At 42.9% G+C, this 18,361-nt stretch carries 21 protein-coding genes; 11 read left to right on the top strand and 10 right to left on the bottom strand.

Features of this window, described 5'->3' with window-relative positions; genetic code table 11:
• The first annotated feature begins 5 nt into the window (after positions 1–5).
• Both ACFGVS_RS13850 and ACFGVS_RS13845 read left to right on the top strand, forming a co-directional pair.
• Entirely contained in the window at positions 6–650 is a 645-nt protein-coding gene (locus ACFGVS_RS13850) for an START domain-containing protein (RefSeq protein WP_274211912.1), read from the top strand.
• 344 nt (positions 651–994) lie between these two features.
• A complete protein-coding gene (locus ACFGVS_RS13845) occupies positions 995–1,639 on the top strand; it encodes an START domain-containing protein (protein ID WP_274211913.1) in 645 nt (214 codons plus the stop codon).
• Between the two features lie 170 nt (positions 1,640–1,809).
• On the opposite strand, the gene ACFGVS_RS13840 is transcribed toward ACFGVS_RS13845, so the two are convergent.
• Both ACFGVS_RS13840 and ACFGVS_RS13835 read right to left on the bottom strand, forming a co-directional pair.
• A complete protein-coding gene (locus tag ACFGVS_RS13840) occupies positions 1,810–2,595 on the bottom strand; it encodes a hypothetical protein (RefSeq protein ID WP_274211914.1) in 786 nt (261 codons plus the stop codon).
• Positions 2,596–2,735: 140 nt separating this feature from the next.
• Complete coding sequence (locus ACFGVS_RS13835; protein ID WP_439699074.1) at positions 2,736–3,305, bottom strand: C40 family peptidase; 570 nt, start codon at positions 3,303–3,305, stop codon at positions 2,736–2,738.
• Positions 3,306–3,528: 223 nt separating this feature from the next.
• On the opposite strand from ACFGVS_RS13835, the gene ACFGVS_RS13830 reads away from it, so the two are divergent.
• The gene (locus ACFGVS_RS13830) at positions 3,529–4,170 is read left to right on the top strand and encodes a TNT domain-containing protein (protein ID WP_439699073.1); all 642 of its coding nucleotides are present in this window, start codon (positions 3,529–3,531) and stop codon (positions 4,168–4,170) included.
• Positions 4,167–4,526, top strand: coding sequence for a hypothetical protein (locus ACFGVS_RS13825; protein WP_439699072.1), 360 nt, complete (start codon positions 4,167–4,169; stop codon positions 4,524–4,526). Before ACFGVS_RS13830 ends, ACFGVS_RS13825 begins: the two co-directional genes overlap by 4 nt.
• A gap of 199 nt (positions 4,527–4,725) precedes the next feature.
• Here the strand turns inward: ACFGVS_RS13825 and ACFGVS_RS13820 are convergent, their stop codons facing one another.
• Positions 4,726–5,277, bottom strand: a complete 552-nt coding sequence (locus ACFGVS_RS13820; protein ID WP_439699071.1) for an inclusion body family protein — start codon at positions 5,275–5,277, stop codon at positions 4,726–4,728.
• A gap of 340 nt (positions 5,278–5,617) precedes the next feature.
• Between ACFGVS_RS13820 and ACFGVS_RS13815 the strand changes: the two genes are divergently transcribed.
• The 4 genes from ACFGVS_RS13815 to ACFGVS_RS13800 are packed head-to-tail and all read left to right on the top strand — an operon-like array spanning position 5,618 to position 8,362.
• Positions 5,618–6,175: a hypothetical protein gene (locus tag ACFGVS_RS13815; protein ID WP_439699070.1), complete on the top strand. Its 558-nt coding sequence runs from the start codon at positions 5,618–5,620 to the stop codon at positions 6,173–6,175.
• Positions 6,176–6,190: 15 nt separating this feature from the next.
• Positions 6,191–6,856: a hypothetical protein gene (locus ACFGVS_RS13810; protein WP_274211920.1), complete on the top strand. Its 666-nt coding sequence runs from the start codon at positions 6,191–6,193 to the stop codon at positions 6,854–6,856.
• The gene (locus ACFGVS_RS13805; RefSeq protein ID WP_439699069.1) at positions 6,840–7,649 is read left to right on the top strand and encodes a sensor histidine kinase; all 810 of its coding nucleotides are present in this window, start codon (positions 6,840–6,842) and stop codon (positions 7,647–7,649) included. Before ACFGVS_RS13810 ends, ACFGVS_RS13805 begins: the two co-directional genes overlap by 17 nt.
• Before the next feature lie 59 nt (positions 7,650–7,708).
• Complete coding sequence (locus ACFGVS_RS13800) at positions 7,709–8,362, top strand: response regulator transcription factor (RefSeq protein WP_090643685.1); 654 nt, start codon at positions 7,709–7,711, stop codon at positions 8,360–8,362.
• A gap of 16 nt (positions 8,363–8,378) precedes the next feature.
• Here the strand turns inward: ACFGVS_RS13800 and ACFGVS_RS13795 are convergent, their stop codons facing one another.
• On the bottom strand, positions 8,379–9,674 hold the full coding sequence (locus ACFGVS_RS13795; RefSeq protein ID WP_439699068.1) for an NRAMP family divalent metal transporter: 1,296 nt from the start codon (positions 9,672–9,674) through the stop codon (positions 8,379–8,381).
• Between the two features lie 137 nt (positions 9,675–9,811).
• Positions 9,812–10,576, bottom strand: coding sequence for a type I methionyl aminopeptidase (gene map / locus ACFGVS_RS13790; protein ID WP_439699067.1), 765 nt, complete (start codon positions 10,574–10,576; stop codon positions 9,812–9,814).
• Between the two features lie 246 nt (positions 10,577–10,822).
• Here map and ACFGVS_RS13785 point away from each other — a divergent pair, with 246 nt between their 5' ends.
• Genes ACFGVS_RS13785 through ACFGVS_RS13775 form a run of 3 tightly spaced genes read left to right on the top strand, consistent with a single transcriptional unit; the run spans position 10,823 to position 12,007 of the window.
• Positions 10,823–11,032, top strand: a complete 210-nt coding sequence (locus ACFGVS_RS13785; RefSeq protein WP_439699066.1) for a helix-turn-helix domain-containing protein — start codon at positions 10,823–10,825, stop codon at positions 11,030–11,032.
• A complete protein-coding gene (locus ACFGVS_RS13780) occupies positions 11,032–11,625 on the top strand; it encodes an MjaI family restriction endonuclease (RefSeq protein ID WP_439699065.1) in 594 nt (197 codons plus the stop codon). The genes ACFGVS_RS13785 and ACFGVS_RS13780 overlap by 1 nt, the downstream gene beginning before the upstream one ends.
• 19 nt (positions 11,626–11,644) lie before the next feature.
• A complete protein-coding gene (locus ACFGVS_RS13775; protein ID WP_439699064.1) occupies positions 11,645–12,007 on the top strand; it encodes a hypothetical protein in 363 nt (120 codons plus the stop codon).
• Positions 12,008–12,026: 19 nt separating this feature from the next.
• Here the strand turns inward: ACFGVS_RS13775 and ACFGVS_RS13770 are convergent, their stop codons facing one another.
• The 5 genes from ACFGVS_RS13770 to ACFGVS_RS13750 form a co-directional block, all read right to left on the bottom strand.
• Entirely contained in the window at positions 12,027–13,154 is a 1,128-nt protein-coding gene (locus ACFGVS_RS13770) for a DNA-methyltransferase (RefSeq protein ID WP_439699063.1), read from the bottom strand.
• A gap of 441 nt (positions 13,155–13,595) precedes the next feature.
• Complete coding sequence (locus ACFGVS_RS13765; RefSeq protein ID WP_439699062.1) at positions 13,596–14,687, bottom strand: bile acid:sodium symporter family protein; 1,092 nt, start codon at positions 14,685–14,687, stop codon at positions 13,596–13,598.
• Between the two features lie 127 nt (positions 14,688–14,814).
• Positions 14,815–15,744: an RraA family protein gene (locus tag ACFGVS_RS13760; protein ID WP_274211925.1), complete on the bottom strand. Its 930-nt coding sequence runs from the start codon at positions 15,742–15,744 to the stop codon at positions 14,815–14,817.
• A gap of 28 nt (positions 15,745–15,772) precedes the next feature.
• Positions 15,773–17,065, bottom strand: a complete 1,293-nt coding sequence (locus ACFGVS_RS13755) for an amidohydrolase/deacetylase family metallohydrolase (protein ID WP_439699061.1) — start codon at positions 17,063–17,065, stop codon at positions 15,773–15,775.
• An 83-nt stretch (positions 17,066–17,148) separates the two neighbouring features.
• The gene (locus ACFGVS_RS13750; RefSeq protein WP_439699060.1) at positions 17,149–18,354 is read right to left on the bottom strand and encodes an aminotransferase class V-fold PLP-dependent enzyme; all 1,206 of its coding nucleotides are present in this window, start codon (positions 18,352–18,354) and stop codon (positions 17,149–17,151) included.
• Positions 18,355–18,361: the final 7 nt, after the last annotated feature.

Below are 18,361 nucleotides of genomic sequence, written 5' to 3'. Positions count from 1 at the left end.
CTACCATGTACTACAAATTAACATTAATAATCCTGCTGATTGTAAATACAGCATTTGCACAAAACGATGAGGGCTGGGTGTTAAAACACAGTAACGACGGCGTAAATATATATACCCGCAAAGTACCCAACTCAAAAATAAACGCCATTAAAGTAGAGTGTCATTTTGATGTTCCGGCATCGCGGCTGGTTGCCGTTTTGATGGATGTAAAAAATAGTGAAGACTGGCTTTACCATACTTCATCAAACTATATTATAAAACAGGTATCGCCATCGGAGTTATATTACTATTCGATGGTAGAAGTTCCCTGGCCGGTGAGTAACCGCGATTTTATAGCCCACATTAAAGTATCGCAGGACGCGGTTACCAAAGTCATTACTGTTGATGCACCCTGCATTCCTGATATGGTACCCCGGAAGGCCGGTGTGGTGCGCGTGGCCGATTCAAAAGGCAAATGGGTACTTACGCCTGTTGGTAAAGATAAAGTGAAAGTATTGTACACCCTGCATGCCGATCCTGGTGGTAGTATCCCTGCTTGGCTAAGCAATATGTTTGCCACCAAAGGCCCAACCGAAAGTTTTCAAAAACTAAAATTGCAACTACAAAAACCCGCTTACAAAAACGTAAAGGTGCCTTACATAACTGAGTAAGGTTCCCCAGCCCCTGAAGGCATTAAGTTAAGGGGCTACTAACGATTTAAATATCGAACACTGAATTTCGAATAATGAAGGAAAAACTTCGGTGTTGGACATTCGAAATTCAATGTTCGATATTATTTGTCCTTTTATTTCTCTTATTATGGATATTGCCCCCAGCCCCTAAAGTGGAGTTTAAGATATTCGATTGTTCTATCCTTTCAGGCCGGCTGTGCCCAAGCGAATTGCCATCGCAATTTCACATTTATATTAACCCTAAGGCAAATGACCTTGTACTGACAGGTAAAATAAATAAGCCTTATAGTTTTGATGTAACGGATCCTGTAACCCGTAACAACATGAAAAAAAAATTAACCTTGCTACTCCTGTTGGTTGTGAATTTTGCCTTTGCAAACCCCGACGGTAGCTGGACCCTTGATAAAAACGACGACGGTATTAAAGTTTATACCCGCAATATAGCTTCCTCAAAAGTTAAAGCAATTAAAGTGGAGTGCAGTCTTGACGCAACCCCGTCGCAATTGGTGGCGGTTTTAATGGATATCAGCAATGGCGACGGCTGGGTGTACCATACCGCTTCAAGCTATGTTATCAAACAGGTGTCACCGTCCGAATTATATTATTACTCGTTGGTGAATGTGCCCTGGCCGGTGCACAACCGCGATTTTATTGCCCACATAAAAGTTACGCAGGATCCGGTTACCAAGGTAATCACCGTTGATGCACCCTGCATTGCCGATATGGTGCCCCGAAAGCCCAATACCGTACGGATAGAAGAATCAACCGGAAAATGGATTATAACCCCAACCGGTGATGGCAAGGTGAAAATTGAGTACACCCTTCATGCCGATCCCGGAGGCAATATCCCCTCCTGGCTGGTAAATATGTTTGTAACGCAGGGCCCCATAGAAAGCTTTAAAAAGCTAAAGCTGCAATTACAAAAGCCAGCCTACAAAAATGCAAAGCTGGCTTATATAATAGATTAAATATGCAGATTTCAGATGTGCAAATTTCAGATGATTTGTGATTCTTGGAAACAATAAGTAAGCTTTGTAAGATTGTCGAATGCCTGTAGTTACGGTTTTGCTGATTAAAAAAATCCAGATAATTCCGACCTGACCATTTCTGTCTTGACTCTTAACTCTTGACTCTTCTTTTAATTTTTATGTACCCCATAACCCAAACCCAGTACCAGGGTTAAAAACACGCCGTTGGGTTTGCTGTCGGGGCCGGTCGTAAGTTTGTGGCCATCCACCTTCCAGTCGCTATTGTTGGCGGCGATGTAGTAGCCTGCACGGATGCCTATCGGGATGGTGCGGTCGACAGTTACACAATCCATTTGTTTTGATTTAAGGTGTATCACGTAATCAAATCCACCTCCAAGTTCGATGCCAAATGTATGCTGGTTAAGCGTTTTGCTTGATGAACTTTGGGTAATCTCCTGCCCAAAATCGGTAGTGCTGTTAATATTGCCATTATCCTTCACTTTAAGGAACGAGTTTTGGAAATTAAGGCCCACAGTTGGATAAAAACGGTAGGCCGTGTTGGTTGATAGGTTGTAACCTGCCCCAACCTGGATTTGCCCTCTGAAAACCGACACCTTTACATCGTTAGCCGTTACCGACTCGGGCGCTGTACCGCCAATACCCAGTGTTGTAATAAAGCGGTTATTGTACATCCTGGTCATTGATAGGTTAAACCATGTGCTGTTGTTGGTCAGCAAGGGGAAGCCTTTTGGCACCAAATAAGCATTAATATCGCGTACGTTGTTTTTACGGTACTCGGCTTGCAATTCAAGGCCGCCGGTCATATCTTTATGCCAGCCGCTGTGCATCCGGTTTTTAGTTTTAACGGTATCGGCGTTTTGAGCCTTCGCCAGAGTAGGGGTAAGGCCAATGACAACTAACGATAGCCGTACTGTATTAGTAAATATCTTTTTCATAGTTTCAGTATTTTCAATACAAACGTTGTTTTTGCATGAATAGTTCTTGCGAAGTAAAAAAATTAATCGGAATTTAAAATATTTTCAGCCTATCATATCTTCATGCAAATAAAGTCTTGTTACCTGATACTTACTACTTGCTACTCTCCTTCAAATACCCTTATTGTTTTCAGATATCTGCTATCGTAATACGGGCTGAAAGGGGTTTCGGTAACACCTTTAGCCTTGCCCGAGGTGGAATGGATAAACACCACAGGTTGGCCGGGCTTTACAATTAAAATGCCCATGTGGCCCGGTACATGGTCGGTGCTGTCGGTACCGGTAAACAGCACAAGATCGCCGGTTTTAGCCTGGCTTAGCGGAACCTCGTTGTGTACATGATCAAAATCCATCGACCGGCGGGGCACTGCTATCTTAAAATGGTTAAACACATAAGTTATAAATCCCGAACAATCAAATCCCTGCGCCGGATCGGTAGATGCGTATAGATAGGGGATACCCCGCAGGCTTTGAGCAAATGAAACCAGGCTATCGGGGTTTATGCCTGCTGTGTTTATCCTGGTCACAAATTCCGCGCTATCCGGAGCCGGCGGCGGCAGGGTATCGCCACGCAGTAACGTTTGCCCGTTAATTACTACCGCCTCGTGACTGCAGCCCTGGCAGCCGCTAAAGGTCAATAAGATAAGTAGATACAAAGGAATGGCATGCATGTACAGTATACATGAATGCCGTACAATTGTTTTGGGCAATCAGTAGTTGATGTCAAAAAGTCGATGGCAAGTATCAGGTTTTTTTGAGCGTTCTAACAAAGTGCATTGCTTTGATATTTTTAATTATACCAACATATTATTGAAAATAAATATGCCGGTTTACATTGATAAAGTATTTACATATATTAACTTTAGCTAATTAATAAACCAAATATCTTGTCCTATGAAAACAATAAGAATACTGCTGTTGGCAGTACTGTTGCCTTTTGTTGTGGATGCGCAAACGGGGCACACCAAAAACACACACAAACACACAGTTGGTTCAGGAAGAGAACATCAAAAAAATGACAGCCTTGTACGGGGTGTTTCGTACACTGTTTTTGTTGCCTCCGTTGCCGATTTTGCCGACAGTACCAAAAAGCAACTTGCCAAAACTGCCTGGCAACTATGGAAGTATGAAAAATGGGCCGCATTGGAGCAGTTTTTTAGCACAAACAACCTTAATGGTGGCTGGCCTCCAAACCGTGGCGCCCTCTCGCTAAAAATGATTACGCTAAAGGCTGGCCTATTGGTTGACCGCTATGGTGGTTATTACGATGCCGACAGTGTTTTCCAGGACAAGGGCACCTTTGTATCATTTGTAGGTGTGCCGTTTCCGCAACGTGCTTTGCCCGATAAAACCTTACAATCGCCTTACAGGGTTTATAAAATTGTAAAACCCATTGCCGGTGTTAAAAAAGGACAGATTATCCCCTGGTTTAATAAGCCCGGTTTAGGTATCCAGTTTGAATTACCATATAATATCAACGATTTGAAAAAAGGCGGGTATATTGCCGAGCAAAAAGATAAAGAAAGCCCCAAATGATAATCAACTATAAAAAGGCAAAGTCACTCATATTTGATGGCCCCGAACAGGATATACTGCACAAATCATTCGATTTGAGCCGGGAAACCGCCCTGGGCATAACCATAAAACTGGATGACTTTGCCAATAATACACTTGAAGACCTACGGGGAGTTATCAGCAGCGCCGACTTTGAATTCATTGTAAAAACCGGGGCATTTGTTAGCGATGGCGGTTTCCTGAATTTATATAAGGGTAGCAATAACCTTAGGCTGTATTACAACAAAAAAGGTAATACCATAATTGTTTTTGCCTACGGCGAATTTCAACCGGCCCGTTATATGCTTTACCTGGAAGGCTTTTGGACAATAGCTTAGCTATGCACCTAAGGCAGATCTAAAAAAATCCTGATACTTGCGACTTGATACCTTTTTAAAATAGCCAACTTGCGTTTTGGATAACAAATCACAAGTCGGCTATTTGCTGTTAAACTGCACAAGGTTTACAAAAGGAGAGATAATTTGTAGTGTAAGCCACTAAAGTTGTTAACTATGCAGCCTTTTGCGGCGCCTTGATTTAAAACTGAATGGTAAGCGTTGGATCCCACCAAAAGTAGCCGAATAATACCGGCTCTGCCTGGTCCCTCGTGTGGCGGTATAGTGCAAAACTGATACTGTAATTTTCTGTTCCGCTTTTAAGGATGGTTGCGCTGTTAAACCAGTAATTCTGTAACGAAAACGTGATAGGGAATGTGGTTCTGTCGGTTGGCAAAATGCCTGTCCTGGCAAAAACATTAAAATCAACTGTACTGAATACATCATCGCTTCCGTCGTATCTTGCAATTTTGTAAATGGCTACGGCGGTGTCAAAATTGCCATTTTCAGATACTGCGTACCAGCGGATAACGTCGCCGGTAATGGCTTTTACGTTAAGGTCTGCCGTACCTTCAGATTGTGGGGTAAATACATTGCCCCTGGTGGCTACCATGTACATATAATTATGCGCCAGGCCGGTGGGGTTGTCTGCATTGGTACTTGGTGTAGGGTTATCGGCTATAATAGCTTCAGTATCGATAACTATCTGGATATAAACGATTTCATTGGAATCGCTTGCTGGTGAAATTGCCATAAGTAGTAAAATTTAAAAGTAAATAATGGTCTCTACTCTTTAAAAGGATTTTCGAGTTAACTCCTGCTCAGGAGGGCGTATGACCGAAGCTTCTTAACCGGTATCGTATGCCCCTATTGCGATACAAATATTGCTCTGAACCAGAAATTAGGGAAGAGTAGAAATACCGAAAAAAATAAATAAGTATTTATACGCAGAAAATGGGCGTTTGCGAAAAAAAAGTGTATTATTATATTAATTATTAAAACAATATACTTAACTTAACCTTAGTTAATTTGACCAGCCTTTAAAGCCGTTAACTATTAAGCTACGCATCGCAAACCTTGTAAATCAATTTATTATGCAACAACAACCCTTTGGCAATTTTACCAGATTGCTTCACTATGTACTTATTTTTTTTGTATTTTTATTTGTAACAGCCTGTAAGCCGCCGGCAGGCGGGGGCATTAAATTTGCTTCGTTAAAATATACTTCGGGGCAGGTTACCCATTGGCTCGATTCGGCCAATACAAATAACTTTGTTTTCCAGTTTTATACGCCCGCTGCTGATAACGAAAAACGGCCTTACCAGCTTATATCGTACATTATTGATACGGCCGGGAATTACTTAAATGCTGCCAGCCCCGATACATTATCATTGGCAAAAGATAGTTTAACCACGCTAAGCGGTAAGGCCATCTTGGGCAACTCCTATATCTCCAAAAAAACAATACTTGATATGTTAAAGGATTCCGGCGGAAAAAAACGGGATTTTGACTACCTCCTGCTTAGCCCAATAATCCTTCCATCCAACCGGCATGTGGTGTACCAGGTTCAGATCATAAAAGGAGAGGTTGTTTTAAAATGCGGCACTGGTGATGTAAATTCAAACCCTTCGCCGCCGGCCACTATGCATTAAAAACATATAAAGGCTGTGCAAAATATTCTTAAAAACGTTCTCGATTGGTCGGAGGTTTGGGCATTGCTCATACCTTTGACTTTTCTTTACATCCGCAAAAAACAACCGGCCTTTAATAAGCCTGTGGTAATATATGTTTGGATAGCACTGATACTAAATATAGCTATCGACCTAACCTGGAAATTCAGGACAAAACTACCCGTTCAATTTCAATCGAATAATTATCTGTATAATATCCATTCCATAGTAAGGTTTGGGTTGTTCAGTTCTTATTTTATCCGGCTTAAGCAACCGTTTCTTACCGCAACAAAAAAGGTTATTCAGCTTGTTTTTGCAGGGTTTGTAATTGTAAATTTCAGCATTTATCAACATTTTTTTGACTATTGGCATTTTAGCAGCTTGCTGTTATCGGTTGAGGCCGCGCTGTTGTTGTTTTACTGTATTCAATATTATTTATTCAGGATAAACGATGACGAGGAAATAAGTAAAAAACAGCCCGATTTATGGATTGTTACCGGCCTGGGGATTTATGTAACGGTAAATTTTTTCATATTTCTGCTGTATAACAAACTCGCTATACACCTGCAAAATTTTGCGGTAAGCTTATGGAATATCCATAATATCACCTTTATTATTTTTTGTGCATTTATAGCAAAAGCCTTTTATGAGTCAGAATTATAAAGAGATAAAGCTTTTTTTGTTTATGGGGATAGCAGTGATGCTTTTTCTGTTCGCGAGCGTTTTATTGATTTTTATATTTTTTCAGCGAAAGAAATTTCAATACCAAAAAAACATTCAACGTTTACGCGAAAATCAACAAAACCAATTAATTGAAGCAGCGGTGCGCAGCGAGGAAGTGGTACGGCACCGGATTGCCGAGGATTTGCATGACGAGGTTGGGGCAATATTATCGTCGTCAAAGCTGCATTTCCAGGGGATAAAAATTAACGTTTTCGACGAAAAAAACAACGAGCTTTATGAAAAAGGCAAAGAGTTACTGGACGAAGCCATTAAACAGGTAAGGGATATCTCGCATAACCTTCACTCGGGGATATTGAAAGAATTGGGCCTGAATACCGCAATCCAGCATTTTGCCGAAAAGGTAATCCATAACAGCAATATCATACAGGCTACAACTGATCTGGCCGAATCCTATACAGCGCCAACAACCGAAAATGACATCAGTATTTACCGGATATTTCAGGAACTGGTAAATAACATCATTAAATACGCCAACGCCAAAAAACTGCATATCAGCTCGGTTTATGAAAACCACGCTTTAAGGCTAACCATTTTTCACGATGGTAACGGGCTAACCCAGAAGCAGTATGAAGAGTTACGCTTTAAAAAAAACGGACTTGGCTTAAAGAACATACAAAGCCGTATAATTTTGATAAAGGGCCAGCTCTCGTTTTCGCAGGTAGCCGGGGGCTATTGTATTGATATATACGTGAAAGACAACCTGAATTCCTGAAGCAATAAGCAACATTGGCAAATATTTTTATCCGATACACCATCTAATGAGTACAAACTATGAAGCCCGATAAAATAAAAATAGCGATAGCAGACGACTATACTATATTCAGAGACGGTTTAAAAGTTGGCCTGGCCCAGCATAACGATTTTGAAGTAACAATGGAAGCCAGCAACGGCCAGGATTTAATAGAAGGGATGGAAAAAGAATTGCCGGATGTTATTATTATGGATTTAAAAATGCCGGTAATGGATGGCATAGAAGCCACCAAACTGATTAAAAAAAGATTTGGATCGGTTAAAATTTTGGTGGTAACCATGTACGATGACGATAAATTTATTATCCATTTAATGGAGATTGGCGCAAACGGATATTTATTAAAAAATGCCGACTCAGACGAAATTGGTAAGGCAATTTATGCCGTACATGAAAATGGCTACTATTTTAATGATATAGTAAGCAAGGCCCTCCTGAAAAAATTAGTAATAAAGGGTAACCTGAAGCCATCGTTTAATCAAAACATTGAATTTACCGAACGTGAGCAGGAAGTTTTAAAACTGATATGTGAAGAAAAAACAGCTACCGAAATGGGCAAACAACTTTTCCTCAGCCCGCGCTCTATAGAGGGGATCAGGATAAGGCTGATTGAAAAAGTGGGCGTTCGGAATACCGCCGGCCTGGTAATGTTTGCGGTAAAAAACGGGATAATATAAATGTGCTTTTACCGAACTATAATGTGAAAAATAACGCCACTGCGGCAGCACCCATAATCACAAATGTTGACCATAACAGGGTTTTAGATAACCAGCCACTTTTATACACGCCCATAATTTTTTCACTGGCCGCTATGTTCACGATGAGAAACAGTAAAGGAACAGCTGCCACGCCATTTATCACCGCAGTATATACCAGGGCCTTTACCGGGTCTACCCCCACAAAATTTATAGCCAGGCCCACCAGTGTAGCAACGGTAATTACGCCATAAAACCCATAAGCTTTGCGGAATTTCAGGTTCAGGCTGGCACTCCAATCAAAGGCTTCAGCCACCGCGTAAGCGGCCGAACCTGACAACACCGGCACTGCCAACAGCCCAAGCCCGATGATACCGACAGAAAATATGAGCTTGGCCAGGAAGCCGGCATGCGGAAATGAATGCACCAAAGGTTCCAGCGCTTTTGCAGCATCGGCCGCGTTTTTAATATCGGTTACGCCGCTGTTGTGTAAAACCGTGGCAGCCACCAGCAAAATACACCAGGTGGTAAACTCCGAAACGATCATACCGAAGGTGTTATCTTTACGCATGGCATGAATGTGCGGCCAGCCAATCCTGGGTTTGCCGTTGCGTACCAGCCCCTTGGCTTGTTCTTCCTCAACCTCCTGTGATGCCTCCCAAAAAAACATGTAAGGTGTAATGGTAGTTCCGAATACGCCGGTGATGATAAACAAAAAAGCAAAGCTAAACTCAAAATGCGGCACCAGGGTTGCCCGCAGTACCGTTGCCCAGGGCTGATGAACAATAAATACAGTTATAGGATAGGCCAGCAGCGTAAGCGCCAGCCATTTCAATATCCTGGAATACAGCTTGTAAGTGGTGAAAATTTCCAGCAGTAAAATGCCCGTGGTAAACAACAGGGTTAAGATGATAAAAGGAATGGGTATCAGCAACTGGGCGGCAGCGGCCATGGCGCCAATATCGGCGCCAATGTTAATGGTATTGGCTACCACTACCAGCCCTACAACTGCGTATAATACCTTACGACTGTAATGTTCCTTCACCACAGCAGCTATGCCTTTGCCGGTAACCAGCCCAATACGTGCGCAGGCCTCCTGAACGGCGGTCATAAAGGGCAGCATATAAAGGGCCGTCCACAACTGGCCATAGCCAAATTGAGCGCCCGTTTGCGAATAGGTTGCTATGCCCGACGGGTCGTCGTCTGCCGCGCCGGTAGTTAAGCCCGGCCCAAGCAGGCTTAGCCATTTCAGAATTTTCCGCTTACGAAATTGGGGTTTGGGGTTGACAGACATACCTGGTAGACGTTGAAATGAATAAGAGCAATAAGGTACGATATAAAGATTGAAAATTTTTCATCCTGAACAGTTTAACCATGGAATCATCTATGGGATGGCCGCTAATTTCGTCCCGCATCCAGAATGGAACCCGGTTACGCCCAAATATCGTTTGCGGCGGTAAGAATGATGGGCATACCGTTAGTTACCATAATAGTGTGCTCATGCTGGGCTACGTACCCGCCACGGTTTCCTGTTAAAGTCCAGCCATCTTCCTGCTGATCTGCATAGCTGGAGTGCGTGGCAATAAAAGTTTCAATGGCTACAATCGAATTTTTTTTGAACCGGGCGGAGTTATATCTGTCATAACAGTTCAGTATATCATGCGGTTCTTCATGTAAGCTTCGTCCTACGCCGTGCCCTGCAAGGTTCTTGATCACTTTATAACCAACTTGTTTGGCCTGCATTTCAATCAGCTTGCCGATGTCTGCAATTTTTACACCTCCTTTAATCTCACTGATTGCCTTTTTTAAAATTTGTTTTGAAACATCAACCAGCGGTTGCAGTCGGTTTAAATCGCGACCAAGTATAAATGAGCCGCCGTTATCGGCCCAGAAACCGTTTAGCTCGGCAGACACATCGATATTGATCAGGTCGCCCTCATTCAAAATCCTGGTCTCGGTTGGAATACCATGCGCCACCTCGTTGTTCACACTGATGCAGGTCCACCCCGGAAAACCATAGGTTAGCTTTGGTGCCGATTTAGCCCCCATTTGATTCAGAATACTACCCCCAAACTCGTCCAACTCTTTAGTCGACATACCCGGTACCGCATGCTCACGCATCTGCTTTAACGTTTCGGCAACAGCATTGCTCACTTGTTTCATCCCAAATAGTTCTTCCTCAGATGTGATTGACATGGTATTCTTTTTTTGCTCAAATATAGGGGTTTTATAGGAAGGTAAGGGGTTGATGCTGTCACTAACGAGCCAAGGATAGTTGAAGGGAAGACGGCGTTTGTAATATTAATTTTTTTGCATGCCGGTATTTGTTGGTGACGACACACAACAAAGCGGGGTGAAGACCTCCAACACGGGCGAGCAATTTATTATGGAGTGTTACTTATAGTCTTTGGCGCATAGTCTACATTCCGTCATCTTTACAATGTGGAAATTAAATCTAAGGTTGGTAGCCGCATAAGGGAAGTTCGCGAACAACGCGGTATTTCACAAAAGGATTTGTCGTATACGGCTGATTTAGATAGAAGCTATATTGCGAGTGTTGAAAATGGGCAACGCAATATTTCCATAGTCAACTTAGAAAAAATTGCCATTGCGCTTAAAATTAGTTTAAGTGATCTATTTGAGGGGGTGTAATGAAAATTAAAATACCGAATGCCGAGGTACAGGAATTGCTTTCAGGGAAAAAATATAGTTATCTGAAGTATGCCACCCAAATAATGAATTTAGCTAACCATAATGCCCAGGGAACAAGGGCACGTGTAGTGGGGCAAATGAGTGATTTGATTCAGCAATTTGAAGGTGCTACGCTTGCGGACTGGGAAAAATGGTACCTCGACAGTTACCCAAAAGCTATAGACGATGCATCGGATAAGGTTTGGGAAATGGTAAAAGCATTCCAGGAGAGCATCAAAGAAATAGATCGTGAAACTGTTAGGCAATGGGTTGAAGAATTAGTAATTGTTAAAACGTTTGCTGGTTTAAAGTTTCAGCAAGCAATTTTAAAGGCTGTTGCTTTAAAGTATAACAAAGAATATCGTTTGGCAACCCCAGCCGAAGAGAGTAAAGGAATTGATGGGGTTATAGGCGATATTACAGTTAGTATAAAACCAATAACGTATAAAACGAAGCGGGGCCTAAATGAAGTGATTGACGTTCCTATCATTTTTTATGATAAAAGGAAAAATGAAATTGTAATAGAATTTGATCTCCCCGGTTTAGAAGGATAATTAAACTAAAATAATTTATATGCCTTTAAATTTCACCTCACAAGAAAGACAAACCTTGCTTAACAATTTAAGGGTAGGGCGTAGAAATGCTATTGGTGCAATTAGACTTGCTCGCCTTGTTGGATTTCCAACCAGTAGTAATCAAGTACGGTTGAGGACGCTTATCAAAGACTGTATTGAACATGACAATGATTTAATAGGAGCAGCCACTGGTAGGCCAGCCGGATTTTATATTATAGGTACTTTGGCGGAACTGGAAACCTATTTGAAGAGTCTTGAGGAAAGGACGAAAAGTAATAATTTAAGAAGAAGTGCGCTGATTAGTAGTTGGAATACTTTAAATGCAATTCGAACAACCCAAGTTCCTTTAATAATTACCTAAACCTGAATATTTTATATCATTAAAACTTTATCAACTCCTGCTTCCCATGTTTTGAAGATTTTCGCAATACGATATCCTCACTTTTTACCACATCTTTGTAAGATACCTCAAAGCCATCAACAACATTCCCGTTAATTTCATCCACAAAGCATAGCTTCATACCCGTTTCTTGCGACGTCATTACGGGTAGGTTAAGATTATCATTAAAGTGTTTGATCTCGTTGCTGTCCTCATCAAGGTTTCTGATTGTGATGAAATTTTTATGATTTTCAATACGATTGATGATATACCTGTTTAGTTGTTCCGGTACGGAACGTTCTATATTATCCTCAATAATGGGTAAAAACGATTGGTCAATTTCTACTCCAATGCTGTTCCTGCCCGCGGCCATTGCCGTTAACGTGGTGGTGCCTGTTCCTAAAAAAGGATCTAATACAGTATCACCTTTAACCGAATACATATTTATTAAACGATAAGGGATTTCAAAAGGGTATGCAGCACTTCGGGTTCTGGTATCGGGACTATCCAATTTTTGTTTAACACCCTTTAAGTCCCATAAATCAGAAAACCACGTGTTTCTTTCTTCCCAAAAAAAAGCACTTTCCCTTCTTAGTTGCTTTTCAATTTCAGTTTTAAAAACCCGCTTACCGCCTTTGCGGAATATCAATATCCACTCATGTTCCAACGTTACGTAAGCACCCGCAGGCAACATGCCGCTTCCCATGAATTTGTTAGGTGCATTAGTTTGTTTTCGCCAAATGATATTCGGCATGTTATTAAATCCCAGCTTTATAAATGCCGAAATTATGCGTGAGTGACTATTGTATAAAGAAAAGTTTTCATTTATCGTACGGGTAGCGTCGCCAATATTTATACATGCAAACCCGCCCGGCGATAAAACCCTTTCTACCTGTTCCCAAATTTTATCAAGTTCCTGGTGCATTAACTCGAAACTTAGCGGGCCATCATTATTCGCCTGGCTTTTGGCAATAGCCTCATTTTGACTGGCCATAATTTGGTCCCACATTTCAATCATCGGGTAGGGGGGGGAAGTGACAACTAAATTGACAGAATGTGCCGCTAAATCCGCCATTTGTTCATGAGCCAAACCAACTAAAACTCGATGTCTTGTAACAGGGTTAATCATTTGGTAAAGGTAATTAAAGCAAATAAGAATAAATTATCTAAAGCAATTCTTTGCAGGGCAAATACATCTAAATAGTTAGCTGTGATAAGCTGTTATTTAATAATAGCTAACGGAATAAGCTGATGTCGTGGAGAAGATATGAGCATTAAGCGATACCTTGTTTGTATTGCCTGATCCTGGTTAAATGATGGAGGTACCCAAGTGACTTGTATTGGCCAACACCAGGCACAAATATTTGGATACGCCTAAATTGTGCAATCAGTTTAGTGTTAACCATGATAAAATATAAAACATTGATTGTTAAATATTTATAAATATTTATCTGAAATGTGTTAAGTTATGTTAACCCAATTAGACGTGTTTGCCCTAGTAATGGGATACCAAATCCACTCCGGCATCCCACCCCCAATTAACTCCGTCCCCAAAAAATCTGAATACCCGCTACTTGATACTCTTCTCCAGCGGTTTACGATGCCAGTAATTGGCCAACAATGACCCGGTGACGTTCATCAGCGGACCAAATACCGCGGGGGCCAGGCCTACCGTCGCGATTTTTCCCATCGCTTTTGCCAGCCCGGAAGCAAGGCCGGCATTTTGCATGCCTACTTCTATGGCCATGGTACGGCAATCACGTTCGGGCATTTTAAATAGGCGGCCTGCCCAGTAACCCAGGGTATAGCCTAATAAGTTGTGGATAAGCACCAGCAATACCAGCATAGCGCCAATATTTAATAAACTGTTACGCCCGGCCGCAGTAATAATTACGATAATAAAAGCGATACCAAACATGGATATTATTGGCATGAGTGTTTCCAGCCATGCGGCACGTTTAAGCCGGTATTTATTAAAAAGAATACCGGCGGCGATGGGTAAAACAACAATTTTTGTAATATCCCACATCATGCCAAGTGTATCTATTTTAATAAACGCGCCGCCAAGCAGTTTCATCAACAGTGGCGTAAAAAACGGCGCCAGCATGGTTGATACCGCGGTTATGGTAACAGACAACGCCAGGTTGGCCTTTGCCAGGTACGAGATAACATTGGAGGCCGTGCCGTTTGGCGAACACCCCACGAGGATTAAGCCTGCGGCAATCTCTGGCGGAAAGCCGCTTAATTTGGCCAGCGTGAAGCCCAGCAGCGGCATAATTAAAAAATGACTGCCAACACCTATAAATACGCCTTTGGGCATTTTAATAACCCCGGCAAAATCTTTAATGCCCATAGATGTGCCCATCCCGAACATAATAAGCTGCAGCAGCGGCGTAATAAGGCCGGATAGCTTAAACCCTTTTACTTCAATAAAGTATTGAGGATAATATAATGCCGCGGTAACAGCAGCGAAAATGATAATCGTAAAGGTGAAGCCCTTTAATAGCTCCCATCCGCGGCATGCTATAGATAGCATGATAAAGAACGCGATAATAAACGGGCCGGCATGGGCAATGCCTTCCCGGTAAATTTGCCAGGCTGCGGCAAGCGCGCAAAGCACGGCAATACCCGTAATGAGTTTGTAAATAACGATATTTTTCAACTGTTTAAATTTAGTGTTATGTTAATCGTGTAACGACGGATAGTCTTTACCCAAAGGGCTTAAGTTAAAAAGATTAAATCTAACTTTTGACTTAAGACTGCTAACTTGACATTAGGTTATAATTTGGTTACCAGGTGCGCTTTTCCATAAAGGCATCCAATTGTGCCCTGGTCATTTTCATTTTGCCGGGATTTTGATCAAGCCATTTCATAAATGCATCTTTCACCTGGCTGGTCCACTGGCTGTCAATTTCGCCGGTGGCAAACCTGCCCGATTTAAGCATGGCATGTCCAAACTCGTCGCGCAGGGCGATGAATTCGGCAGTAGCCACCACTTTTTCGGCCAAATGTGCCGGTATAAATAGTACGCCTTCTTTTTCGGATATAACCAAATCGCCGGGCAGCACTACCGCGCGGCCTATGCGTATGGGCGTGTTAAGCCCCATTAGTACCATTTCTTCCAGGTACGATGGATCAAAGTCGCGTACAAAAGCATTAAAGCCATGTATTTCTTTAAGCCCCTGCAGGTCGCGCGCCGATCCATCAAAAATAACACCGTTGCCCGATTTGCTGAAAATGGAGTTGCCCAGGTTATCGCCAATAAGCGTGCCTCCTTTAACTTTACCAAAACCATCGGCAACATACACATCGCCTTTGGTTAAAGTTTCTATCGGCCAGGCATTGGTGTTTCCTTTTCGGCCTTGTTTAAGGCCCCGCTCTTTAATACTTTTTTCAATATCGGGGCGGCTTGGCATAAACATGGCCGTAACGGCGCGGCCAACAACAGGCAGGGTATCGTTAACCAGTTTCCACCCACCTTCAAACTGGTTATTATAGCCTTCGTTTTTTAATACCGTCCAGGCTTCTTCAATGCCTATTTTTTTTGCCCGCTCTATAATATCATCCGGAATTTTAGGCCTGCCATCGGCAAAGCGCTCGCCTTTCCACTCCGACGTAAAAAATACCAGTTCGTCTTTTGAAATGGTTTGCGCCCGGGCGTTGCTGTACCAGCCTATGCCGGCAAAAAGCCCCAGGATTAAAAGTTTATAGTATCTCATAACTTTTATTAAAACAAGATAATATTAATTAATGATTTTCGGTTATTAAAACGGTTTGCGGGTTTTTGGTATTAATTTTAGGCTGATATATGGGCGATGCTATCCCGTTAAGGTCATAAACTATTTTACCCGCCCTGATGGTGAGTTCGCACACAAATTTTTTGCTGGCCTCTACCTTGTAACCCGTATAATCAAACAAACCAAATTTACCATCGACAACACTTAAAATAGCTACATCGGCGCCCGAGCCTACCGATAAATTTCCCAACTCCTCGTGTTTTATCTCCTTCGCCGGGTTTGATGTGCAGGCCTGTATTACATCGTGCAGGGGCATACCCATGGCCAAAAATTTGGTCATGCAGGTAAGCATATCCTTCATGGCATCATTCATGCTGCCCACATGCAAATCGGTGCTGATGGAGCTTGGAAAAAAGCCCTCTTTGGCGGCGGGCAGCGCCTGCGAATAAGCAAAGCTGATATTGCCGTAGCCTACGTCAAAAGCAATACCCCGTTTCCGGGCCTCGTATACAAAAGGTTTTACTTTTTTAGTCGCCAGGTCAACAATGGGTTCGCGGTCATTAAACTGACCGAAACAATGGGTAAAAATGTCGCCTGGCCTAAGGTGTTTCAAAAATAACTCTTCAATGGGTAACGGCGGGGTGCTGCCGCCAAAATCAATCATTACGGGTATTCCCTTTGCAGCCGTACCTGCCTCTACTGCGCGGTCGGTAGGTGTCCAGTCATGACCTTCGTAGTGGGCAAGTTTAATGCCTACAATAATATCTTTATATCTCCGGGCAACCAGGGCTGTCATCCTTGGATCCATATCATTCAGGTCCTGCTCGTAATCGCCGCGCATGCCTTCGCCAACAATGTTTAAAAATGCCAGTACCCTGGTCCTGGAATTATCAATAGTTTGCGTTTTAAAGGTCGAAAATGTTCGCCAGCCTGAGCTGCCTGCATCAACAACCGTAGTTACACCATTCCTGAAAGTAAATCCATCTGGCGCCAGGCCCAGGTTCCCGTTTTCGTATTGATGATCGGGCTGGGTACCGCCAAAATTATGGGTATGGATGTCAATTAATCCGGGCACTACATACATGCCTTTGGCCTCAATTACATCTGCTGCCTGTTTGGCGTCGATATTTTTGGATATCAGCGCTATTTTATTGTTGATGATAGCAATATCCATTACGGCGTCGATATCATTTTTAGGATCAATCACGTGGCCATCCTTAATCACAATATCGTACGACTGTGCCATTACCGCCGGGCTTAATAAGCTTAACAGCACCAATAATAAGAAGTAGGTTTTTTGCATTTTGGGTTAATATTTAAATCATAATAAAGTATTGCAGGTTGTAATTTTTAAAAGGCAGATGGATAATATTGGACGGCACGTTATCAGACAGCTTGCTGTAAAATGGTTTTTACTTTCCCGGCTACAATATCAACCTGGTCTGGCCGCAAAAGCACCACACCGATAGTAAGGCTATCGCCGTGGCTGTTGGCTACTATGCTTGGCGTGCCGTTTTTTAAAGCCGTTACTACCTGCCCGGGCGTAATTTTAATTTTGCTGCTATCCCAGGTTACGTTAAGACTTGGGTAGGCGTTAGCCGGGCCGGGGTCAACCACCGTTTCGGTTTTAACACTGTGCAGGCTTTCCAGTTGCGTGCCTATATATTTGGTGCGCTGCATCCAGTCTTCCCATTCTTTTTTATGGTCCCGTTCAAGGTAGGCCTTCAGTGCGGCGTACATGCCAAACATTTCTTCCTTGTTTACTTTCATAGGCCGGCCAATGGGCGCTTCATTAGGGCTGTGGTTAAGGCGGGCGGCGGTAATAAGGTCTTTACGGCCGAAAAGCAAGCCTGCGCTTTGCGGCCCGCGTATCATTTTACCGCCGGAGAAGGTCACCAGGTCGAAACCTATTTTCTGAAACTTAAACAGGTTTTCAACCGGCGGCACGTCTGCCGCGGCATCCAAAAAGGTTGGTATGCTGTGCCGTTTGGCAATAGCCACAAAATCGGCATGCGTAATACTGCTTTTTTCGGCGGCGTTAAAAAACAGGGCCATTACCGTTTTATCATTAAAGGCTTTTTCCATTTCGTCCGGGCCCTCAACCTCAATAATTTTGGCGCCGGTAGTGGTTACGGCCTGGTCAAACAGGTATCGGTGCGTTTTCTGCATAATTACCTCGGGCCGTGGCCCCGGCAGGTTGGGCAGCAGCTTTATTTTTTCATGATCGGTACCGGTTATGGCAGCCGCTGTACCCAGCAATATGGCGCATGCCGCTCCCGATGTTACCATGGCCGACTCGACATGCAGCATTTCGGCAATTTTTGCCCCAACTTTATCCTGCAACTCGTACATGTTGGCAAAATCGTGCGAGGTTGAATTAATAGCCTCCAGCACTTCCGGCAGCATTAGCGAACCGGATAAAAAAGTCATGGTTACCGACGCGTTAATTACCGGTGTTACGCCAAGTTCTTTAAACAGATCGCGCGCCGGCTTTTTGGGTGGCGAGGAGGGGAGCGTAATGGCGGCTTTGCTTACCAGGCTGCCCGTTAGCGGTAACAGGGTAAGCCCCTTGAGTATGTCTCTGCGTTTCATTTTTTTA

This window comes from Mucilaginibacter sediminis (assembly GCF_051903035.1).
GTDB lineage: Bacteria > Bacteroidota > Bacteroidia > Sphingobacteriales > Sphingobacteriaceae > Mucilaginibacter.
Note: the sequence above shows the minus strand (reverse complement) of the source record. Positions and strands in the feature narration are given on the sequence as shown.